The 23,496-nt window shown below is 38.5% G+C and carries 18 protein-coding genes and 2 tRNA genes; 10 read left to right on the forward strand and 10 right to left on the reverse strand.

Annotated elements, in window-relative coordinates:
- Positions 1-15: 15 nt before the first annotated feature.
- From ACK2WI_RS10460 to ACK2WI_RS10475, 4 genes are all read right to left on the reverse strand, one after another.
- Positions 16-1,074 carry an efflux RND transporter periplasmic adaptor subunit gene (locus tag ACK2WI_RS10460; protein WP_093098067.1) on the reverse strand — a complete coding sequence of 353 codons (1,059 nt, stop codon included), beginning with the start codon at positions 1,072-1,074 and terminating at the stop codon, positions 16-18.
- Positions 1,075-1,087: 13 nt separating this feature from the next.
- Positions 1,088-2,407 (reverse strand): TolC family protein, encoded by a 1,320-nt coding sequence (locus tag ACK2WI_RS10465; RefSeq protein WP_093098068.1) that lies wholly within the window; start codon positions 2,405-2,407, stop codon positions 1,088-1,090.
- Between the two features lies 1 nt (position 2,408).
- The gene (locus tag ACK2WI_RS10470) at positions 2,409-3,014 is read right to left on the reverse strand and encodes a TetR/AcrR family transcriptional regulator (protein WP_409150713.1); all 606 of its coding nucleotides are present in this window, start codon (positions 3,012-3,014) and stop codon (positions 2,409-2,411) included.
- A 152-nt stretch (positions 3,015-3,166) separates the two neighbouring features.
- Entirely contained in the window at positions 3,167-3,829 is a 663-nt protein-coding gene (locus tag ACK2WI_RS10475) for an NrtR DNA-binding winged helix domain-containing protein (RefSeq protein WP_093098071.1), read from the reverse strand.
- Between the two features lie 142 nt (positions 3,830-3,971).
- Here ACK2WI_RS10475 and pfkA point away from each other — a divergent pair, with 142 nt between their 5' ends.
- The 3 genes from pfkA to gap are packed head-to-tail and all read left to right on the forward strand — an operon-like array spanning position 3,972 to position 6,809.
- Positions 3,972-4,955: a 6-phosphofructokinase gene (gene pfkA, locus ACK2WI_RS10480; RefSeq protein ID WP_093098073.1), complete on the forward strand. Its 984-nt coding sequence runs from the start codon at positions 3,972-3,974 to the stop codon at positions 4,953-4,955.
- A 4-nt stretch (positions 4,956-4,959) separates the two neighbouring features.
- On the forward strand, positions 4,960-5,808 hold the full coding sequence (locus ACK2WI_RS10485) for a hypothetical protein (RefSeq protein WP_093098074.1): 849 nt from the start codon (positions 4,960-4,962) through the stop codon (positions 5,806-5,808).
- Between the two features lie 5 nt (positions 5,809-5,813).
- Positions 5,814-6,809, forward strand: a complete 996-nt coding sequence (gene gap / locus ACK2WI_RS10490) for a type I glyceraldehyde-3-phosphate dehydrogenase (protein ID WP_409150714.1) — start codon at positions 5,814-5,816, stop codon at positions 6,807-6,809.
- Between the two features lie 757 nt (positions 6,810-7,566).
- Here the strand turns inward: gap and ACK2WI_RS10495 are convergent.
- Both ACK2WI_RS10495 and ACK2WI_RS10500 read right to left on the reverse strand, forming a co-directional pair.
- The gene (locus tag ACK2WI_RS10495; RefSeq protein ID WP_409150715.1) at positions 7,567-7,767 is read right to left on the reverse strand and encodes a hypothetical protein; all 201 of its coding nucleotides are present in this window, start codon (positions 7,765-7,767) and stop codon (positions 7,567-7,569) included.
- 375 nt (positions 7,768-8,142) lie between these two features.
- Complete coding sequence (locus tag ACK2WI_RS10500; RefSeq protein WP_093098079.1) at positions 8,143-8,532, reverse strand: nuclear transport factor 2 family protein; 390 nt, start codon at positions 8,530-8,532, stop codon at positions 8,143-8,145.
- A gap of 112 nt (positions 8,533-8,644) precedes the next feature.
- On the opposite strand from ACK2WI_RS10500, the gene ACK2WI_RS10505 reads away from it, so the two are divergent.
- Positions 8,645-8,977, forward strand: a complete 333-nt coding sequence (locus ACK2WI_RS10505; protein ID WP_093098080.1) for a helix-turn-helix domain-containing protein — start codon at positions 8,645-8,647, stop codon at positions 8,975-8,977.
- 604 nt (positions 8,978-9,581) lie between these two features.
- On the opposite strand, the gene mnmA is transcribed toward ACK2WI_RS10505, so the two are convergent.
- Complete coding sequence (gene mnmA / locus ACK2WI_RS10510) at positions 9,582-10,682, reverse strand: tRNA 2-thiouridine(34) synthase MnmA (RefSeq protein WP_093098082.1); 1,101 nt, start codon at positions 10,680-10,682, stop codon at positions 9,582-9,584.
- 187 nt (positions 10,683-10,869) lie between these two features.
- Between mnmA and ACK2WI_RS10515 the strand changes: the two genes are divergently transcribed.
- The 4 genes from ACK2WI_RS10515 (at position 10,870) to ACK2WI_RS10530 (ending at position 15,236) form a co-directional block, all read left to right on the forward strand.
- Positions 10,870-10,945, forward strand: a tRNA-Phe gene (locus ACK2WI_RS10515).
- Positions 10,946-10,986: 41 nt separating this feature from the next.
- Positions 10,987-11,059 (forward strand) — tRNA-Phe (locus tag ACK2WI_RS10520).
- A 193-nt stretch (positions 11,060-11,252) separates the two neighbouring features.
- The gene (locus ACK2WI_RS10525; protein WP_409150718.1) at positions 11,253-14,432 is read left to right on the forward strand and encodes an ATP-binding protein; all 3,180 of its coding nucleotides are present in this window, start codon (positions 11,253-11,255) and stop codon (positions 14,430-14,432) included.
- A gap of 27 nt (positions 14,433-14,459) precedes the next feature.
- Complete coding sequence (locus ACK2WI_RS10530; RefSeq protein ID WP_409150720.1) at positions 14,460-15,236, forward strand: hypothetical protein; 777 nt, start codon at positions 14,460-14,462, stop codon at positions 15,234-15,236.
- A 938-nt stretch (positions 15,237-16,174) separates the two neighbouring features.
- Here ACK2WI_RS10530 and ACK2WI_RS10535 read toward each other — a convergent pair.
- From ACK2WI_RS10535 to ACK2WI_RS10545, 3 genes are read right to left on the reverse strand one after another with little or no spacing between them, the layout of a single operon-like run.
- Complete coding sequence (locus ACK2WI_RS10535) at positions 16,175-17,143, reverse strand: exonuclease (protein WP_409150721.1); 969 nt, start codon at positions 17,141-17,143, stop codon at positions 16,175-16,177.
- A complete protein-coding gene (gene coaE / locus ACK2WI_RS10540) occupies positions 17,143-17,739 on the reverse strand; it encodes a dephospho-CoA kinase (protein WP_409150723.1) in 597 nt (198 codons plus the stop codon). Before coaE ends, ACK2WI_RS10535 begins: the two co-directional genes overlap by 1 nt.
- Position 17,740: 1 nt before the next feature.
- Positions 17,741-18,556: a hypothetical protein gene (locus ACK2WI_RS10545; protein ID WP_236736493.1), complete on the reverse strand. Its 816-nt coding sequence runs from the start codon at positions 18,554-18,556 to the stop codon at positions 17,741-17,743.
- Between the two features lie 301 nt (positions 18,557-18,857).
- Here ACK2WI_RS10545 and purL point away from each other — a divergent pair, with 301 nt between their 5' ends.
- Both purL and ACK2WI_RS10555 read left to right on the forward strand, forming a co-directional pair.
- Complete coding sequence (gene purL / locus ACK2WI_RS10550; RefSeq protein ID WP_409150725.1) at positions 18,858-22,532, forward strand: phosphoribosylformylglycinamidine synthase; 3,675 nt, start codon at positions 18,858-18,860, stop codon at positions 22,530-22,532.
- Positions 22,533-22,617: 85 nt separating this feature from the next.
- A complete protein-coding gene (locus ACK2WI_RS10555; RefSeq protein ID WP_409150727.1) occupies positions 22,618-23,487 on the forward strand; it encodes an aminoglycoside 6-adenylyltransferase in 870 nt (289 codons plus the stop codon).
- Positions 23,488-23,496 lie beyond the last annotated feature (9 nt).

Consider the following 23,496-nt stretch of genomic DNA (forward strand, 5'->3'; position numbering starts at 1 on the left):
CGTTCTTAGCACAAATTATTTAATGATTTCAACAGGTGAGTTGTTAAACAAGTTGATTTGACCTGAAACAATAACTTGGTCACCAGCTTGTAAACCGCTAAGAACCTCAATATTATCACCAAAGCTTCTTCCTGCTACAACCTCTGATTCTACTGCTTTTCCGTTTTTCAAAACGAATACTTTGTTATCCGAAATACTACCTACGAATGCTGTTCTAGGAACCACCAATACGCTTGATGTACCGCTTGCGCCGAATACGGCTGTACCGTACATACCTGCACGCAATTCATTATTCGGATTGTTCGCTATCTCGATCTCTACAGGGAAGTTCAAGCTACCATCTGATTTAGGTGCGATAAAAGTAATCTTTCCTGTAAATTCCCTGTCAGCATAAACACTCACTCTAACCTTTACAACCTGTCCAACACGAAGGGTTGCAACATTCTTTTCATCCACATTCACACGCAATTTCAAGGTGCTAACATTGACGATATCAAATGCGGGAGTACCTGGGCTTACATATGCTCCGGGCTCAATCTTACGTGAATTCACGATACCTGCAACTGAGGTTTTGATCGTAACATCACCAGCAGTCAATTTTGCGCTTTTCAAGTTGTTTTTTGAACTTTCAAATTGCAGGCGCATTTGATCTACCTGTTGTTGCGTAACACCACCTGTAGTAAGTGCATTTTCATAACGTTGTAAGTTAGCTAGCGCATTATCGTAAGATGCCTGTGCGTTGGCCACATTTACATTCAACTTATCGCCTTCAACGATTGCCAAAGTTTGGCCTGCTGAAACTCTTGATCCTTCATCAACCATAACACGAACCACACGACCACCAGTTTCTGCTGCTACCGTTACTTCTTGTTTTGGCATAAAAGTACCATTCGCTAGGTATTCTAAGCTCATATCGCTATTCTCAGCAGTATCGATACGAACTGCCACTGCAGCGTTCTTCTCAGCTACTGCAGCTGTATCTGCATCATTTTTTGCTTTATTCTTTTGGAGGATAAAGTAAATACCTGCTCCAGCAGCAATGATAACAATTAGGGTAATTAATGTACGTTTCATTTATGTGGTTATATTATTCGTTTACTAATGATTTTAACTGTCCGTTTGCTTTGATCAATTGGACCTCGGCAATCTTATAATTCAATAAAGAGGTATTCAAGTTGTTCTCTGCCGTAGCCAATGCATTCTCAGCATCTAAAAGCTCGGTCAAGGTTGCCAAACCGTTACGGTAGTTGTTTTGGGTGTCTTCCAAAACCTCTTTCGACAACTGTACGTTTCTTCTGTTAGCATCAACGGTCAACAAACTGTTCTTGATCTGCGCTTTCGCATTTTCATTCGCCAAGTTCAGCCCTAAACGGGTGTCTTCCATATCAACCTCCAATTGCTTGATCTGTATGGTCGCTTGATTGATCTTCGCTTTGGTAGATCCACCATTGAAGATTGGAATAGAAAGGTTCAAGCCCAGTCCTGATGTTGGGAACCATTTGAAGTCATTGCTTCCCGGAATCCCTTGACCGAAACCTTGGTAACCGATATCACCACCAAATGATAGGGATGGATAATAAGCAGCTTTCATGCTTTTTCTATTTAATTCCAATAATTCAGCTTGTTTTTCCATCAATTTGATTTCAGTTCTTCCCGCTAAATCCATGGTTGTTGTTGCCAGCTCCAGGTTCACATCAAATGTTTCCTCTGGTAATTCGATATCAGTTTCAATTGGCATACCGATAGCAAACTTCAAGGCATTCTCCTTCAGCTCCAGTGCATTGACAACAATCTGTCTCTGTGCTACCAAATTGTTGATATTTACGATGATACGATCTAAATCGATCTGTCTAGCAATACCCGCAGTTACCAAACCTTCGATAACCGTTTTGGTCTTGTTTGTATTTTCCAAGTTATTGTCGATGGTTTCCAATTGCAATTGCGTTTGGAAAACATCATAATAGGCATTGGCAACTTTCTCGATCAAAGTTTCGTCGGTCAATTGTCTGTTGATCGTATAAAATTCGCGAGTAGTCCTTGCTGCTTTCAAACCAGTGAACAATGATTGGTTGAAGATCTGTTGGTTCACCGAAAGTCCAGCAGTGGAGTTCCAAGGCTGACCCATTTTAAGGTATTGGGTCTGTCCCCCCACCTCCAATGGCATACTTGGAATGATCGCATTGTATTTTACACTTGCCGAGCCGTTGATCTGTGGTAAAGCCCCTGCCCTAACCTCATCGATTTGGTACTCCGAGTTTTCTAGGTCGAGCATTGCCTTTTTGGCTTCAGCTTTATTTTCCAATGCAAATTTTACCGCTTCCTGCAAGGTCAAGGTCTCTTGTGCATGTAACAATGATCCAGATAGCATTCCAGCTACCATAAGGGCCATGAGTTTAGTTTTATTCATTCTATTTATTGCTAGCTATTCGTGCTTCGAAAATTAATTTTAGCGCTCTTTTTTGACTCTCGACGATCTTGTCTACATTCGACTCATTGGGAATGCCTGTGATGACATCCGAAATGGTATGGATGATCCCAAGTCCTTTCTGTACTTCGACCAGAGTCTGCGCACATCCTTCGATATCGTCCATGATCAATTCACCCGCATCTACAGATCGCTGGAATAGCATCTTGATCAAGGCTACCTCGCGTTTGTAGAAATCCTGCATCACTTCATTTAGATCTAGACCTTTGATCCAGTCCAGGTTCTCACAGATATGCAACACATAATATTTACGTGTATAGGCAGCCCTATAATCCAACACATCCGTCATCGTCTTCATGATATCTCCTGAATACGATTCTACAATTTCCTTCTCTCCTGCATACACATCATTTCCAATCTTTATCAATACATCTAAAATAAGAGTTGACTTATCTGGGTAATAGTAGTAAAGATTGGCTTTTGTAATTCGCAGATCATCAGCAATTTCATTCATTGTGGTTTTATGAAAACCAAAATGAGAGAAGCGTTTTAACGCTGCATCAATGATTTGATCCTTACGGTTCTCCATTTTATACCTTTTTTATTTTTGACTTTTTCTAAAAATTGTTCAAAAGTATAAAATTGACAGCAAATAATATCATCCCTTTGTCAAAAAAGTGACGATTAACACTTTTTTAACACAAGGACTACGTTTAGACAAAAATTTAAGGAAGATGTTTTTTAATCCTGGCTAAAGATTTTGTGGAATTTCTTTTTATCGAATGAATATAGTTTGGCAGCACGATAGGATACTCCTTTTTGGAATTCGTTCAATTCTTTGAGATAACCCAGATTATTGATTTTTTTCCTAAAGTTTCTTTTATCAAGTTGTTTATGGAGTAGTGCCTCATAAACCTGCTGCAATTGGGTCAGGGTAAATTTGGCTGGTAATAATTCATAGGGAGTAGTAGAAAAAGTAACTGTTTTCTTCAGTCGGTCCAAGCTTAGCTCAATAATATCCTTGTGGTCAAAGGCCAGGTCTGGCAATTCTGTTACAGGAAACCATTTCAACTGGCGCATATAAGTGCTGCCTGAAGAAATTTTATTCTTGACCTCTTCCATCTGGACCAAGGCCATGTAAGCGACCGTCAAGATCCGACCTTCGGGATGTCGTTTGACCCCGGCGAAGGCCGCCAATTGATCCATGTAAATATCCTTTAAGCCGGTCATCTCGAATAGGATACGAGCCACCGCATCGGCCATTTCCTCGTATTTATTCACAAAATAGCCCGGTAGAGCCCACCAATCCTTATAAGGATATTCATTTCTTTCCGCTAACAATACTTTTAGTTGGCCCTCATCAAATGTCAGAATGACACAATCTATGGTAAAATGTGTTTGCAAAATCTAAATTTATTTTAATTGATCAATTGTTTCCCCTAAAACCTCAACAATAATAAGAATTACACAAACAAATTACTAAAAAAATTTAATAGTGTAAGAAATACACATTATATTCGTATTTCTAAAAAATAAGAAAGACCTAATGAACAAGATACGAAGGATTGGCGTTTATACATCAGGAGGAGACGCTCCAGGCATGAATGCAGCCATTCGCGCAGTAGTTCGAACAGCACTTTTCAACGACCTCAAAGTAACAGGTATATTTAGGGGATACGAAGGTATGATCGAGGGAGATTTCACCGAAATGGTAAGTCGCTCGGTCAGTTCTATCCTTCAAAAAGGTGGAACGGTTCTGAAATCTGCTCGCTGCCCTGAATTTAGAACTCCCGAAGGACGTAAAAAAGCTTACGAAAATATCAAACGTGTGGGCATCGATGCCTTAGTGGCAATCGGTGGAGACGGAACCTTTACGGGTGCCGAAGTGTTCTCACAAGAATATGACATCCCAGTGATGTGTATCCCTGGAACGATCGACAACGATCTGTACGGTACTGACTATACCCTGGGCTTTGACACCGCAAACAATACTGTTATTGATGCCATTGACAAAATTAAGGACACTGCCGCATCACATAACCGTCTGTTTTTCGTTGAAGTAATGGGTAGAGACTCGGGATGTATCGCTCTGAATGCCGGTGTGGCTGGTGGCGCTGAAGCCATTATGCTCCCTGAAAAAGATACCGCCATCGACGAACTGATCGAGATGCTGGAAGTAGCAAAAGATAGAAATAAAACCTCCATGATCGTTATTATCGCCGAAGGTGATAAAAATGGCGGCGCCTATAATGTCGCTAAACGCGTGGAAGAAAAATTTGATTTTTATGACACAAAAGTTAGTATATTAGGACATTTACAGCGTGGAGGATCCCCAAGTAGTTTCGACAGAGTACTTGCAACCCGAATGGGATACTTCGCCGTCAATGAACTAATAAATGGCAATAGAAGCGCTACAGTAGGAATACGCGGTAGCAAAATGGTAAGCACCACGCTAGAGGAGGCTTTGCGGGGCAAAGAATTCAAACTGGACGAAGAACTTATCACTATTGCAGAAGTAATGAACATATAAACTTATGATTGCAGTCGTTTTTAGTGGATCAAGATATGCCGATTGGCGCCTTGCCGAAAAAGGCAGGATCCTGCATGGATTCCGCACTACCGGTATCAACCCGTATATCCAAGATGAAAGATTTATCTTTCAACTGCTCAATAAAAACACCCAACTGATCAACAATGCCGAACGGATCCGCAAGATCTATTTCTTCGGCGCCGGTGCATCTTCCAAAGAAAGACAGGAAAAGATCGAAAAGGTATTTTCCAATTTCTTCAAGAATGCCAAAGTCAAAGCCAGCCACGATATGTTGGCCTCGGCGATCTCCACCTTCGGAAACGAAAAGGGAATCATCGGCATCATCGGTAGTGGATCAAATGCTGCTTATTATAACGGACGTAAAGTCGTAGAGAACAATTTTGGCCTGGGCTACATCCTAGCGGATGAAGCTTCTACAAACTGGCAGGCCCGTCAGATCCTCAAGGATTTCCTGACCGAAGCCATGCCCCAGGGATTCCGCGAAAAACTATTGAACAAACACAATATCGATCGCAAGGTAATCCTGGACAAAACGTACAACAGCCCGAACCCAAATATCTTCCTGACCTCTTTCGCCGATTTCATCCTAGAAAACAAGGATGACCCCTACATGGAAGGAATCATCAAAAAAGGTCTTGAAACCTATGTGAAGACATATTTGATCCCTCTTTCTGAGACTTACCCTGATTCAACCTTGAATTTCACAGGTTCAGTTGCTAATAATTACGCCGATTGGTTGCGCGAAATCGCCAAAGAAAACCATTTGGCCGTGGGCACCATTATTAGAGAACCTGTACAAAACCTTGTTAAATATTTTATAAATAAAAATTAGTAAAAATGAAAATTGGAATTAACGGATTTGGCCGTATTGGCCGTTTAGCATTCAGAGCTGCAGTAAAACGCAGTGATATCGAAGTAGTAGGTATTAACGACTTAGTGGAACCTGATTACTTAGCTTACATGTTGAAATACGATTCAACACACGGTCAATTTGACGGTACTGTTGAAGTAAAAGACGGAAACTTAATCGTTAACGGAAAAACTATCCGCGTTACTGCTGAGAAAGATCCTGCTAACCTGAAATGGAATGAAGTAGGTGCTGAAGTGGTAATCGAATCTACAGGTTTCTTCTTGACTCAAGAATTAGCTCAAAAACATATCGAAGCTGGTGCTAAGAAAGTAATTATGTCTGCTCCTGCAAAAGACGACACACCTACTTTCGTAATGGGTGTAAACCATAAAGATCTTAAACCAGAATACAACATCGTTTCTAACGCTTCTTGTACTACAAACTGTTTAGCACCTATCGCTAAGGTATTGAACGATAAATTCGGTATCGTGGAAGGTCTGATGACTACAGTTCACGCGGTGACTGCTACTCAAAAAACAGTTGACGGTCCTTCAGTAAAAGACTGGAGAGGTGGACGTGGTGCTTACCAAAACATCATCCCTTCTTCTACTGGTGCTGCTAAAGCAGTTGGTCTTGTATTACCTGAATTGAAAGGTAAATTGACTGGTATGTCTTTACGTGTTCCTACTGCTGACGTTTCTGTTGTTGACTTAACAGTACGTCTAGAAAAAGGCGCTTCTTACGAAGAAATCAAAAAAGCAATGAAAGATGCTTCTGAAGGCGAATTGAAAGGAATCCTTGGATACACTGAAGATGATGTAGTTTCTACTGACTTCTTAGGTGATGCTCGTACTTCGATCTTCGACGCTAAAGCTGGTATCTCTTTGAACGACAACTTCGTGAAAGTGGTTTCATGGTACGATAATGAGTGGGGTTACTCTAACAAAATTATCGACCTAGCTCAAGAAGTAGGTAAATTATAAGGATAATAGGATTAGTTCCTGGAAACAGGAGTAATCTTTAAGATAGAAACAGTAGTGGCGGAAAGCTGCTACTGTTTTTTTTTGTGTTACTTTTCGAGGAAAAGTAACCAAAACCGCTGTTGAGTGTATGTTTGAACCAGGATTGGGTTCGACTCCCCTTCGACGCCGCTCAGGGTACGGGATGGGAGGATGGGCCAAGATTTTAATCAATTATTCGCTGGAAAGTCCCCAATACTGTAGGGGCGTATCGCATACGCCCGCCATATACAAACCTAAATTAATATCAATTTTGATTAAAGAAATTCCTAGATTTTCAAACTCTCTGCTGTACAAATCCACAACCCAAAACCTCATAGGTAACATCTTTTTAAAAAATCAAAATCGATCAACGGTCCACGGATACCTCACAGCGTGGGCGGAATATTTATCATCCATTTCCTCTGTTACTTTTGGAGCCCAAAAGTAACCAAAACCGCTGTTGAGCTTAGGTTTGAACCAAGATTGGGTTCGACTCCCCTTCGACGCCGCTCAGGGTACGGCTCACCCAACGAGGATGGGAGGATGGGCCAAGATTTTAATCAATTATTCGCTGGAAAGTCCCCAATATTGTAGGGGCGTATCGCATACGCCCGCCCCATACAAACCTAAATTACCATCAATTTTGATTAAAGAAATTCCTCGATTCTCAAACCCTCGCCTGTACAAATCCACAACACAAAACCTCATAGGTAACATCTTTTTAAAAAATGAAAATCGATCAACGGTCAACCCTCAGCGTGGGTGGAATATTTTTCACCAAAATCTCATCGTTACTTTTGAAGCGCAAAAGTAAGCAAAACGCTTCGGCCCATTTAAGGTGGCTTTTCGCACAATCATCCGCACATGGATAGAATGCCTTGTTGTCGGGAATATCTTTCAAAAGATCATCCCTTTTGATGGGATGATCTTTTGAAAGCATTCCAAGGCCAATCCCATCGCACAGGACATCGGCATTCTATCCATTTTTCCGCCACTGGAAATGTGCCGGAGGCTAAAGGACTTCCTTCGGAAGGATGATGTTTGTGGAAAACCCTAAGCGAGGGTGAAATCTTTTCTAAACCCTTTCGTGTCACCCTTCGGCTGCGCCGTCAGGTCTCGGAAATATTGCCCATATTTTTTTAAAACCCCCAGCGGGGGTGAAATCTTTATAGAATAACCAGCTCGATAAGCGGCGAACCCACAGCGTGGGTGAAATATTTTTCAACCGTTCTTTTTGTTGCTTTTCTCGGCACAAAAAAAAGAGCATTCATTTAGAATGCTCCTTTACCATTTTTGCCCATTGAATAATATTTCACTATTTCCCCCAAAAAGTATTTTCAGCTTCTTGATCACCTGAAAACAACCACACTTCGGTAATCTTTCCGTTTTCTACTTTGAACAAATCAATGCCATTCATATCCATTTTGCGGTCTTCTATTGTACCACTGAAACGCAAAGGCATAGCAACCAATTCGCCATTGACCATTAAATTGCCATTAGGCGTTAATGCAAAAGTTCCCTTGGAAACTTCCATCATTCCAGCAATCATTTTGCCGATTTCATTAGCACCATTTTTCAAACCCGAAAATTGATTGTCGCCTGGCTGATGCCATTTAACGTTATCTGAAAAATACGAAAATGCAGTTGGGATATCGCCTTTGCCAAGTGCTTCCCCATAAGCTATTACTACTTCTATTGCTGTCATAATAAATAATTTTATTTGTTTATTGTGCAAAATTAGGACATTACTTACCTTTGTACAAGTACTAACCTAATGGTACAGTACTTACCTATTTGTTAGAATTACTGATTATCAAATGGAAAAAACTAAAAAAATAATTAAGCAGTCAGACGAAAACTGTCCTGTACGGAAATCTTTGGGGTTATTGGGCGGTAAATGGACATTACTGATATTATTTCAGATAAACGAAAGAGTAATCCGCTATGGTGAACTCAAACGCTGCATTCCCAAAATCAGTGAAAAAATGCTGATTCAAGAACTGAACTCCTTGGTTGCAAACAAATTAGTTTCCAAAAAATCATATCCTGAAATTCCCCCGAGAGTTGAATACAGTTTAACCGAATTGGGTTTAAAAACTTTACCCATCGTAGATAAATTGGCTACTTTTGGATTGGAAAATTTGAAATAGGCAGTTCAGGTGAGAAAAAAAGACAAGCAACTTCCTAAGCAAATCATAAAACAAAAATTGAAAAAGATTTCACCCACACTGTGGGTTATCCTTTGATCAGCAGCAGGGTGCTACAAAGATGTCAGCCCCCTAGGGGTTTTCAAAATATTTAATCAGCAAATAATCCTGTGCCGGGTCTCGACTCCGCTCGACCGTCGGAATAGTTCTTGGTCCATCCGGTGGGTGAGCGGAGCCGCCCCCCCTCATCCCACGAATCCTGGTTCAACTTCCCTCAAATTTTCACTAATCCCCTTCCCCCATCTCCTCCTCACATTCCAAAAACCAAAACATTACCCTTTCACATCCCTTCCCCTCACCTTCCCTTAACCATCCCCAAACCCATCAATAAAAACTCAACCACATCCTCCCAGTCTCCTTTTACTCTCATTCGAGACATATTGCGAAAATTCCGAATATGTCTCGAATAAAACCAATCCCGTTTCCTACAAAAACCTAACAACCCCATCCAAACAAAATAGTTCCTAAAACAACAAAAGGCGATGTGCTGTACACATCGCCTTTTAGCTTTTCTATTGATTCACTTTTTTACAAAAGTGCTCTGGAATTATCTTTCTTCTTTCATCAAGAAACCACCACCGATCAAATCATCGCCTTCATAGAAAACAGCCGACTGACCTGGAGCAATCCCTTTTACATTATGCACAAAATCCACCTTCATGATATCCCCTTGTTGGGTCAAGGTCGAGATAGCACCTGAATCCTTGTAACGGATCTTGGTGATCGCTTCCATCGGTTCATCAAGGGATGCATACTTCACCAGATTGATGTTCTTGACAAATGCTTGGCTTCTTTCCAGCTCATGTTCCTCACCCAATACCACCGAATTGGATTCCGGTAAGATCTGGATCACGAACATTGGCTTACCTAGGGCAATTCCCAAGCCTCTACGCTGTCCGATCGTGAAATATGGATAACCAATATGCTGACCCACTACGGTACCGTCAGAAAGGATAAAATTACCCGGTCCGATCTCTTGGTCCAATGTAGGACGTTTATGTCTTAGGAAGGAGCGATAATCGTTGTCAGGAACAAAACAGATCTCGTAACTCTCCGATTTATTCGCCAATTCCTTTTGGTCCATATCTAGTGCCATCTGGCGGATTTCCTTTTTGGTAAAACTTCCCAAAGGGAATTGCGTCCTCGCCAAGTTCTCCTGGGAAACGCCCCAAAGCACATAAGACTGGTCTTTGTTTTCGTCCTTACCCTTGGAGATCACATATCTTCCATTGTCATGCATGCGGATATTCGCATAATGACCGGTTGCAATAAATTCACAATCCAATTTATCGGCACGCTTCATCAAGGCCTCCCATTTGATATGGGTATTGCACAGCACACATGGATTCGGAGTTCTTCCGGCAATATATTCATCAACAAAATTGTCAATCACATAATCTCCAAATTCTGAACGAATATCAAGGATGTAATGCGGGAAGCCATAGTTTACAGCCAATGTCCTTGCGTCATTGATACTGTCCAGACTACAACATCCTGTTTCCTTTGAAGAGCCGCCGGAACTAGCATAATCCCATGTTTTCATCGTGATCCCGATGACCTCATATCCTTGTTCGTGTAGCATGACTGCAGCCACGGAGCTATCTACCCCACCGCTCATTGCCACCAAAACTCTTCCTTTTTTACTCATAATATTTTATTGAAGTGCAAAGATACCGTTATTTGCCCATTCCCAATGTTTATTTCATGTAATTTTATCTCAATCAAAATCAAGACTTTGAATATTTCAACGAAAATATTTAAGGCAAAAGTTTTAGAATTCGAAAAAGGACGGTATATTTGCATCGCAAGTTCGGTAACGGACATGTCAAAAAAAAGGTGCCATAGCTCAGTTGGTAGAGCAAAGGACTGAAAATCCTTGTGTCGCTGGTTCGAATCCAGCTGGCACCACCAAAAATCTGACAAGTAACAGATTGTAAAAACAAAAACTTGAAGGTGCCATAGCTCAGTTGGTAGAGCAAAGGACTGAAAATCCTTGTGTCGCTGGTTCGAATCCAGCTGGCACCACAGAAAAAATCCTCAATGAAAATTGAGGATTTTTTGTATAACCAATTATCTCAAAAACAGAACAATCTTTACTCTTGATTTCAAATTAATTTTCGATATTTCTTATACTTTAACTATATAAATATTTTAAAAAAGATTGGATTGAATTCGGAGTTGTATTAAAAACAGAATTTAAAAATTTTAGTTCAAAAATATGATTGAAAAAGTCCTAAACCATGAATTAATCAAATTACTAAAATCTAAAATCAACAATTCAAAAAATAAAGATTTTAGCTTTATTAGTTTCTTAGAAGAAATCTCAAATAATATTTCAATTGAAATATCTCAAACTAATATAGATTTTCCAGAATACACTCCTCATGATGAGATAAATCACATTGCAAACCTCTTTGATTTGGCCATATTAGTAATAGATGAATCAAGCCTAAATCAAATGAATGAAGTTGAATTATTTTGTTTGATAGTTTCTTTATACGGACATGATTGGGGAATGGCAGTATCTAATCACGAAAAAGATTCAATCCTTAAAAAAGTGAAAAATTCAGATTATCCATTTATTGATGATGAGTTTTCAAAAATTCAAGAGCACATAGATAATAATAACATAACTAACAATGAGTTAACTCAAGAAATTTGGGCAGATTACATTCGAAAAACTCATGCAGAAAGAAGTGGAAAAAGAATCGAAAAATATTTTAATAATAAAAATAAATTACTTGGAAAAACCATATCAAAAATATGCATTGGTCATTGGTTGGATTTTAAAGACTTATCCAAATATAGCTCAAATGATTCTGTTTTATTTCAAGCTGTAGACACAAAAAGTTTATCTATTTATCTTCGACTCATTGATTTACTTGACATTTCCAATAAAAGAACACCATTTGCATTATGGAAATTTATTAATCCTAAAAACAAAATATCAGAAATTGAATGGCAAAAACACAACTCGATTAATTCTATTAGTGTATTCAAGGAACATGATCAAAAAATATTAAGAATTCAAGGTCAAACAAACTCTTCTGAAATTTACACAACATTAATAGATCTAAAAAAATACATAAAAAATCAATTAGATGAATGCATTAAATTAATGAGGGGCTACAAGCCAAATCATAAAATTAATTTCCATTCAATTGATTGGAGGATTGAAACAGATGGTTTTGAGCCACTTGAATATGAATTTAATTTTGATAGAGAAAAAGTTTTAAAAATATTGACAAGTGCAATTTATGATTCAAACCCATATATATTTATTAGAGAATTAATACAAAATTCAATTGATGCAATAAATCTAAAACTGTCAATTTATAAGACCCTTGGAAATTCATTTACACCATCTATCGAAGTAAATATAACTCAAGAAAATCTTCAACAATGTATTACTATTAAAGATAATGGCATAGGAATGGATGAATATGTAATAGAGAATTATTTTTTAAAAATTGGCAAAAGCTACTTTAATAGTAGTGAAAAAATCATAATTGATTCTAAAATAAAACAAATATCACAGTTTGGAATTGGTGTTTTAAGTTGTTTTATGAATGCTGAAAAAGTAGAAATCGAAACAACAATAGATCCATTTATTAAAGAATCTAAAAATATTGAAAAAATTAGTTTAACTATTAATAACTACAACAAATTTCTAACAGTAAAAAAATCACCAGCATCCGTAAAAAACACAGGAACATCAATAAAAATATATTTAAACGATGAAAATTCATTAAAAGAAAAATATATTTTAGATTTTATAAAAATATATTTCAATTTTTTAAAAAATATAAAATTAAATTTTAACTCTGAATACTTCAATGGGGGATTTAAACTCGATTCGAGCGATAAATCCAATTATCCAATTGAGAAAACTGTTAAGCCTTTTCAAAAAACTATTTTTAATAAATATTTTACGACACAATCATTTGCAATATCAAACAAAGTTGTTGAAGCTTATTTTAATTTTATTATCCCTAAAGATTCTAATTTCGATCTGCAAACACTAAACACTGATAATTTTAGTAATTTTTCCATAATTAATTATAATGATTTTTCAGAAAGATCAAGGATTAGTTTTAATTCCAATCCAAAAAACAATGAAACAGATCCTTACAATCAAATTGGGATAATAAACTTATTATATTGCCAAGGTATCCTTATTGAAGATTTCCAATTTGGTTATACATTCATTGATAACCATTATTATCCAATCGGAAAATATTCTCTTCTAAAAGATTTTTTAAATTATCAATCAATTGAAACTACATTTAAGCCAAATATTTTAATTAACATAAAGGATAAAACCAATATCAATATTTCTAGAAAAAATATTGATTTTAATGGCAAATACATTAACAAATACATCATTAAACCTTTAATAGCTAAAATAATTACATCTTTTAGTCAACCAGATTCTTTAAAAGAAAAATTTCTTAACTACGGTAGAATTATCACGTTTTATGGAGTACCCTATAATTTAATATTAGAACAAATTAATTCATTAAATGAAATAATATTTCCATCTATTAAGAATGGTGATTTTATTTACACGAGATTCGATGAAATTGAAGAATTAATAATTATTCCAGAATCTTCAAATGAAGAAATAAAAACAAGTATTTTTAATAATGTTTTTAAAAACTACAATACCAATCCCAGCGTAATAGATTTAATCAGCAAATCTGACAATTATAATGTTTTTCCTTATTTCCTATATACTCAATTTAGAGATAATATGCCTATTGCCCTAAACAATTCATTTTTATTTGTCAACTTATTATTTGAAAGCTGTTTTTGTTTAACAAGTTTAAACATCCTAGAATTTAATCAAGTACCAATCATTGTCGCACGCAAAAACAATTTATTTCTAAGCGCAATTGAAAAAGGAAAAGATGAAGAAGATTATTTAAATATTGAAGAATTTTTTAATGAATGGATCCCTGAAAAAATTCAAATTGCTAGGCTAATCTTAAGTCATAATTATGATGTTCTTCCTCTATTTGTACCATTTGAAAATCACGATAATATTATTGGTTACGGTTTTAATATTATGAATACAAATAATGATATTTCTAAATTTCTAATAACAATTTTATGGGAATGGAACAGAATTAATCTTGGTTATAATAACAATAAAATTATTAATGAAGATGAATTTGAGGATTTAATTAATACTCTTCCGTTAGTAAATGACATTGCAATATCTATTGAAGATTTAGAAACTAACATCAATAAGTTATTACAAATAGCAAAGTTAAACAATTTGAATTGCCACACAAATATTTCAAAATTTACTATTGAAGGCAATATGTTCTTGCTTGAAGATATTAAGGATCCATTAGGTAATATAGACTTTAGACCATATCAAAGTTATTTTTAATTTCAAACAAACAAAATATTCATGATAATGAAATACGATCAGCGCATTGTGTTATTCTTAGATATTTTAGGATTTAAGAAAATAGTTTTAGAGACTATTGAAAAGCAAGAGCCTAAAGGAAATTTTATAGACAGAAAGGAAAAAATCCTTGATCTACACAACACTTTATCTAAAATGGGGGAAATTGCTGGAAATCAATCAATTTTAAATAATATTAACGTAACTCAATTTTCTGATTCAATTGTTATTTCTTTTCTCGAAGAAAGTCCAAATAACGCTCCAAAAGTATTTAGAATCATATTAGAAATAATTATTAATTTAATTAAAAGAGGCATTATTTGTAGGGGAGCTATTTCATATGGGAAATTCATCCATTCTGAAAAAATATTATTTGGGCCTGCATTAATTGATGCATATGAAACGGAATCAAAAGCAGCTATGTACCCAAGAGTAATAATGGATAAAAGAATTTATGATTATTCAAATTCATCAAAAATAAAATCATCAAAAGTAAAAGATAATTCAATTTCTGGATATATTAAAGAAGATTTGGATGGAAAATTTTATATAGACTATATTTCTAACGCTCACTTAATAATACAAGATGAGTATGAATTAATTGAATTTTATAAATCATTAAGGAATATTATTGTTAATGGCAGAAGATACGACCAACCTGATTTAAAGGTAAAATATGGATGGCTTAAAAATAAATATGACAATTTTTTAAATAGCGACATTACCAAAAAGACCAAATCTATCATTTTAGAAGATTATTTTAGACAATTAAAGCCTTTAAAATAAAGTATGATTAATTTCACCTGTATAAAAATAGTATCCGCAATTGCCTCCATACATTTAATAAGACATTAATACTATTACTAGATAAAAAAATTATCAATCGAATTATGAAATAAAGTTTATAGGAATTACATCTTACAATAGGTAAATCAATTGATTGCTTTCCAAGATACTCAGAATAACACCAAAATCATTATTCACTAATCTAATAATAAAAAAATACAAAAATGAGAGATTGCCCTTATATCTTATTTTCATCCCACTCAAAGAAAACACACCACCATTTAAGAATTTAACTTTCTCATTTTCATAAATTTACCACAAATCAATACATCATAAAAAGCCAAAAATTCGAAATCCCCTAACCTATTCTAGACCGTATTTCTCCTAATCCCGCGTTACAAAGCCTCTTTATTTCCATAATTTCAACAATCCCACTCCCCTTTTATTAATTTTATAATATTAATACTCAATAAGTTAACATTTTAAAAACGTGATTACGTAAAATACCTAGCATTAGGTATTCATTTATTGGGTTTTATACGATATATTCGGAATACAGAGAATTGGAATTCTGATAATCTGGATTTCAAGATAAACCTTAAGACCGATAACTATTAATTGCAGCAGAGAAACAGAGAATTTCAAGAATTATTTTAAAAGTGGAAATCATGTGTTCCCTACACAATTTCTTATATAAGCCGTCCTGGCTATTATTGTTAAACAGAAAAATGGCTAGATATTCCGCATCTAGCCATATTTTTTTTAATTGATTTTCAAGATTCTATCCTGCTCCTACAAATAACCGAGCAAGTAATAGATTATGATAAAAACCACTATGGTTCCAAAACATCCGAGGCCCATTTTCTTGGCGCCCCAGCCTGCAATTAGTGCTCTAAAGAATTTGTTCATAAGTTGATCTAAATTGTTTACCAATCCTATCAACAATAATCTGGAATAAATGTTTGGCTATGAATATCTCGAATTGAAATATCTTTGGAAAAGTGCGCATGCAGGGCTCTGCCGTCGCCGTGCAGGGTCCAGATCGCTTTTGGTTTTACCTTGCCTACAAAGTACAGGATATCATTCCAGTCCACATGGTCGGACAGGAAAAGGCTGATATCGTTCTGCGCCTGCAAACGTTCCCATCCTGAGGCAAATGCCTTCATTACATTCTTTGCCCTACGGTAGCTGTTGAAGGTCAATGGCGGCACCAGATAGATCTTATTGTCTCCGGCTTCCTTCATCGACTTCCTGTTGTACTGCTCGTATTTCAAGGGCACATCGATAAATTGATCGTAGATGCGATGGATGGGCATGATCTGGTAATGCAGTAGAATCTCTTTATGGGGAAGATGCTCATTGAGTAAGGCGGTAATGCGCTGGGCTTTGCCTAAAGCATAGCAACCCAAGAGGATATTGCTCTTGACATCGAGTTTCATGATTTCAGAAACAGGATCTGGATGTTTGGTATCTGGATTGGCAAAGGTCGTTTCGGTAATCAGCACCTCTGCCTCTACAATCTGTATAGGCTCGCAGGTACGGTCCTCCTGTAGTTTATAGTCGCCTGTATAAAGATATCTCACCCCTTTGTAGATCATCATGATCTGTGCGCTGCCCAAGATATGGCCTGCGGGATAGAGATAGATATCGACCCCATTGATCTGGAAAAATTCAGAAAAGCCTTTGATATGGTAAGATTCCAAGGGCTGCTTGGGATAGCGGTATTGCATAATGGCTGCTGTTCCCGCAGTACAGTAGATATTTCTATGGCCAGGTGAAGCATGGTCCCCATGGGCATGGGATACGACGGCATGTTTGACCGGATAGAGAGGATCTATATAGAAATCCCCATAGGAACAGTAATATCCTTTATCTCTTTTAACTAGAAAGTCTTCAATAATTTGCATTAGCTTGTTTTTCCTTGAATAAATTTCTGATGCAGTTCCATCACTTGCTCTATCAGGCTATGCTCGTCATCGTTGTAAACGATGCAGTTGCTTAGCTTTTCCTTTTCCTCTTCGGGCATCTGTTTATTTATCCTTCTCAGGACCTCTTCCCTATCCACCTTATCGCGTTGCATGACCCGCTCGATCCGCAGCTCCAATGGAGAAACCACCAGGATCGTGAAATCTAATGCTTTATAGGATCCGCTTTCAAATAAGAGTGCGGCTTCTTTGACACTATATATGGAAGTCTGGGCTGCTGCCCAATCTTCGCCATCTTTGATCACTGCAGGATGAACGATGGCATTCAGTTTCTTCAGTTCTTCGGCATCGGCAAACACACGTTTTCCTAGCCATTCTCGGTTAAGGCTACCATCTTCAAAATAGACCTCCTGACCAAAGGTATCCACGAGGGATTGACGGACAGCATCGTTTTTGACCATGATATCCTTGGCTTCCTTATCGGCATCATAGGTAGGGATGCCTAATACCTTGAATATTTTGGTCACCACGCTCTTGCCGACCCCTATGCCTCCTGTAATCCCGATTTTCAAACTCATATTATCTCCTTACAAAAAAATCAACATTCTGAGGTTCTATGCTCAATACCTTGACATAATCTGGCATTTTGGTAATAATGACCGGGAGGCTGGAAACCTTATGGTCTTTCCAAGCATCCAAGTCCACGACGGCTTCAAAATCCCTAGAAGTATATTTATTATAGTCCTTTACCGCCAACAAGATGGTTGCACGGACCTTACTCGGCAATACGCGAACGGAGGTATAGCCTTTACTGTTCTCTACTTTGATCGGCAATTCGATCACCTTCTCAGTAATCTCCCCTACCGGAACGATCACCTCTGCAAAGGTCGGGTAAATGGTAATGTTTGTCCGTTGCTGTTTATTCAAATAGGCGACGGTACGTACATCTGTATTGACATCCTTGCCTTTGATGGTATCGGTCTCCAAGTATTCTATACTGGCCACATCTTCCAATGGGCCGGTAATGGTGACATATTCAGGGTTGGTACGGGTCTCGCCGATCACGCCATATTGCCTTTGGAAGGTCAGGCTTTCGACCGCCTTTACAGGAACCTTACGTTGGGTCTGTTTCGAGAAATCGAAGTATAGGGTGTCCGGTGAAACGGCTATAACCTGTTTGTCCGTTGGGAACTGCCTATTGATAAAACCGATCTGGTTTCCAAATACGATGAAGTTCCGGCTTTTAAGACCGGAAAGGTCTACCTGGATCTTGGCGGTATCGGGGTGCAATCTTTCCATGAAAACCTTCCAGCCGGACATCCTGATCCTGACCGAAACGGTATCTGATTGCAGGGGGTGGAAAGCCTTGTTTTCGGGCAAATTAACATAGGACATGCTTGCCTTTTTGGTGAAGGTATAATCACTGGAAATTGCAAACAAGGTCCAAGCTAAAAAAGAAATGATGATACAACGCAGGAAAATGGATAATTTTCGACGTTGAACTTTGTTAATCCGCCTTAAAGCCATTCTACAAATGTAATATTTTGTGAGCAAAAATCACATTTTGACAGTAGCATGAGCTATCCGGCTCAAAAAGCGGAATTTTAGCAAAAAGATGCCATTTTCAGCCGATTTATTCTTAAAATAATCCGTAACTTTGCAGAATAATTGAAGGACGTTCAAATTCACTTTAATAATGATTCATTTCTTCGTGAACCCATTGAACACAGTTTATGCTGTTCAAACCCAAAATGATTTATCTACTGAAGATATCTCCAAACTAAACTGGCTTTTCGGCAACTCTAAAAAACTCGACGAACAAACGCTTAACGACTACTACGTAGGTCCACGAGCTGCCATGGTTACGCCATGGAGCACCAACGCCGTAGAGATTACCCAAAACATGGGGATCAGCGGAATTATTCGCATCGAAGAGTTTCAAAAGGTGACGGAAGATTTCAAGGATTTCGATCCGATGATCTCCCAAAAGTTCAGTGCATTGACTCAGGACATGTTTACGATCAACATCAGCCCTGAACCAATCTTGGATATCGACGATATCGAGGCCTACAACCAGTCTGAAGGATTGGCATTGAGCCCTGAGGAGGTAGAATATCTAAACAAGCTAGCTGAAAAGATTGGCCGTAAGCTGACGGACTCTGAGGTTTTTGCGTTCTCGCAAGCGAACTCTGAGCACTGCCGTCACAAGATCTTCAACGGTACTTTCGTCATCGATGGTGAGGAACAGCCTACTTCCCTATTTAAATTAATCAAGAAAACATCAGCGACCAATCCGAACGAGATTGTTTCTGCCTATAAAGATAATGTGGCCTTTATCAAAGGTCCTAAAGTAACGCAGTTTGCTCCTAAGACAGCAGACAAACCAGATTTCTATGAAGAGAAGGAATTCGATTCTGTTATTTCATTGAAAGCTGAAACCCATAACTTCCCGACCACGGTTGAGCCATTCGCTGGAGCGGCAACAGGTTCGGGTGGTGAGATCCGTGACCGTCTAGCTGGTGGCCAAGGTGCTCTTCCGCTTGCTGGAACGGCAATCTATATGACTGCCTATTCCCGTTTGTTGGATGACCGTCCTTGGGAAAAAGGAATGGACGAGAGAAAATGGTTGTACCAAACGCCAATGGACATCTTGATCAAGGCGTCGAATGGTGCTTCAGATTTTGGAAACAAATTCGGTCAGCCATTGATCACTGGTTCTGTCCTTACCTTCGAGCATGAAGAAGATGGTCGTAAGTTGGGTTATGATAAAGTAATTATGCAAGCGGGTGGTATCGGTTATGGCAAGTTGAATCAGGCCAAGAAACATGAACCGCAAGCTGGAGATAAAATTGTGATCTTAGGTGGTGAGAACTACCGTATCGGTATGGGTGGTGCAGCGGTATCATCTGCAGATACAGGTGCTTTCGGTTCGGGTATCGAATTGAACGCTATCCAACGTTCTAACCCTGAAATGCAAAAGCGTGCAGCCAATGCTATCCGTGCTTTTGTGGAAAGTGATGTAAACCCTATCGTTTCCATCCATGACCATGGTGCTGGTGGCCACTTGAACTGTCTTTCTGAGTTGGTAGAAAATTCAGGTGGTTTGATCGACTTGGATAAACTGCCAGTTGGAGACCCTACCCTTTCGGCAAAAGAAATCATCGGTAATGAATCCCAAGAACGTATGGGCTTGGTGATTGCCGAAGAGGATATCGAGAAATTGAAAACCGTTGCTGATCGCGAGCGCTCGCCAATGTATACCGTTGGGGATGTGACTGCTGATCACCGTTTCACTTTCGAATCGAAGAAATCTGGTGAGAAGCCAATGGATTATGCCCTTGAGGATTTCTTTGGTTCTTCGCCGAAAACAATCATGAACGATAAAAAGGTTCAGCGCAACTATGCTGACCTAGCATATAATGTACAGGATGTTCCTAATTACCTGAACCAAGTCCTACAATTGGAAGCGGTAGCTGCCAAGGATTGGTTGACCAATAAGGTGGACCGTTGTGTGGGTGGCCGTGTTGCAAAACAGCAATGTGCTGGTCCTTTGCAATTGCCATTGAACAACGTTGGGGTAATGGCTCTGGATTATAAATCTAAAGAGGGTATCGCAACGACCGTTGGACATGCACCTTTGGTAGCATTGGTTGATCCAGTTGCTGGATCGAGAAATGCAATTGCTGAAGCACTTTCGAACTTGGTGTTCGCGCCTATCTATAATGGTTTGAAAGGAGTTTCTCTTTCAGCTAACTGGATGTGGGCTTGTAACAACGAAGGCGAAGATGCTAGATTGTACCAAGCTGTACAAGGATGTTCTGACTTTGCAATTGAATTAGGAATCAATATCCCTACTGGAAAGGATTCACTTTCCATGAAACAGAAATACCCGAATGGCGAGAATGTAATCGCGCCAGGTACGGTAATTATTTCTGCTGGTGGTAACTGTACCGACATCAATAAAGTAGTGGAGCCGGTTTTGAAGAAAAATGCAGGTTCTATCTATTATATCAACCTTTCACAGGATAGCTTCAAACTTGGTGGTTCTACCTTCGCACAGGTATTGAACAAAATTGGTACTGAGGTACCGACCATCCAAGATGCGCAATACTTCAAGAAAGCTTTTAATGCAGTTCAGGAATTGATCAACAATGGTCAGGTTGCTGCAGGTCATGACATCGGTTCTGGAGGTTTGGTCACTTCTTTATTGGAACTATGTTTTGCGGATGTTGATTTAGCTGCTGAATACGATCTATCTTGCTTGAACGAAGCGGATAGCGTAAAAGCATTGTTCAATGAAAATATCGGCTTGGTACTTCAGGCTAAAGAAGATTCTGCATTTGAAAAAGCATTGGCTGATGCCGGTGTGGAAGCTTTCAAAATCGGTAAAGCGATCAATGGCACTGCTGTAAGCATCAAAAACAATGCTGATACATTCAGTTTTGATGTGGCTGAAACCAGAGATACTTGGTTCAAGACTTCGTATTTATTAGATCAAAAGCAATCGAAAAACGGAACTGCTGACGAGCGTTTCAAAAACTATAAAAATCAGCCTTTGAGATTTGATTTCCCTGCTCAATTTGATGGTAAAAAGCCAGCTATTGACGGAAGCAAGGCTCGTCCTAAGGCAGCGATTATCCGGGAAAAAGGTTCGAACTCGGAAAGAGAAATGGCGAATGCCATGTACCTTGCAGGATTTGACGTGAAGGATGTGCACATGACGGATTTGATCTCAGGTCGCGAAACATTGGAAGACATACAGTTCATCGGAGCTGTGGGTGGTTTCTCTAACTCTGACGTATTGGGTTCGGCAAAAGGTTGGGCCGGTGCTTTCCTTTATAATGAAAAGGCTAAGACAGCTCTTGAAAAGTTCTTTGCTCGTCCTGATACTCTTTCTGTAGGTATCTGTAATGGATGTCAGTTGTTCATGGAGTTGGAAATGATCAACCCAGAGCATGAGGTTCATGGAAAGATGTTGCACAACACTTCCCAAAAACACGAATCAAACTTCGTATCGGTGAAGATCCAAGAAAACAATTCGGTAATGTTGTCTACCCTTGCGGGTTCTACATTAGGTGTTTGGATCTCGCATGGTGAAGGAAAATTCAATTTGCCAAACAAAGAGGATCAATATAACATCGTAGCAAAATATGCTTACGATCAATATCCACACAATCCAAACGGATCGGATTTCAATACAGCAATGATGAGTGACAAAACTGGTCGCCACTTGGTAACCATGCCACACATCGAGCGTTCAGTTTTCCAATGGAACTGGGCAAACTATCCTGATGGACGCAAAGACGAGGTTTCTCCTTGGTTAGAGGCTTTCGTTAATGCGCGTAAGTGGATTGACAACCAAAGCAAATAAGTTGGAATAACGTAATAGTTAAGAAAAATCCCGATGCAATCAGCATTGGGATTTTTTTGTTATCTTAAAATCTGAGGAATTATTTATGAAAGCAAGAGATGAAAAATTTGCAGCCATCAAGGCATGGACCAGGAGGAATGATGACATCCGTGTAGCATTGCTGACGAGCTCTTTGGTCAATCCATTGGCTCCTGTGGATGATTTCTCTGATTTGGATATCGAACTTGTTTTCCTTGATCCTACACCCTATCTGGACTCTAAGGATTGGATTAATCTTTTTGGAGACCCCCTGAATATTTACGAGGAAGGAACTGATGCTTTTGATGGGAAGCATGCCATGAAGATGGTGCAATATTGGGATGGGGTAAAAGTCGATTTCAAGATCTATAGCTTGGAGCAGTTTAAGGCTGAAGTATTGGCAGATGAACTTCCTGAGGATTGGGATATTGGTTTTGAAATCTTGATCGATAAGGATGACCTCTGTGGTAGTTTGCAATCTGCAAGCCATCAAGTAAGCATCATAAAGGCTCCTACTGAAGAAGAATTCCAAAAGATCGTTGCGGATTTCTTTTGGGATGTGACCTACCTTCCGAAGTGCCTGGTCCGCAAGGATCTCTTCTATCTTAAGTTTATGGTTGAAAAGATCATTCGGGTAGAATATTTTATTCCGATGATCGAATGGTTTATCGGCAGTAGAAACCAATGGGAGGTGACAACGAATAAGTACGGCCGGCTGTTCAAGAAATACCTGAGTTCTGCAGAATGGGAGGAATTGGAATCAACCTTTGCAGGTGCAGATATGGAAGAAAACTGGGTGGCCTGTGGCAATATGATCGATATCTTTGACAGAATGGCTCAAGCTGTTTCAAAGACCCGAGGATACTTCTATGATCTGGATAAAGCTAAGGCTACTAAAGAGTTTTTCAATATCCATAATCCAACAAAACTGTCCTAATAACTACTC

It is taken from the genome of Sphingobacterium sp. BS-2, assembly GCF_046161205.1.
Lineage (GTDB): Bacteria > Bacteroidota > Bacteroidia > Sphingobacteriales > Sphingobacteriaceae > Sphingobacterium > Sphingobacterium mizutaii.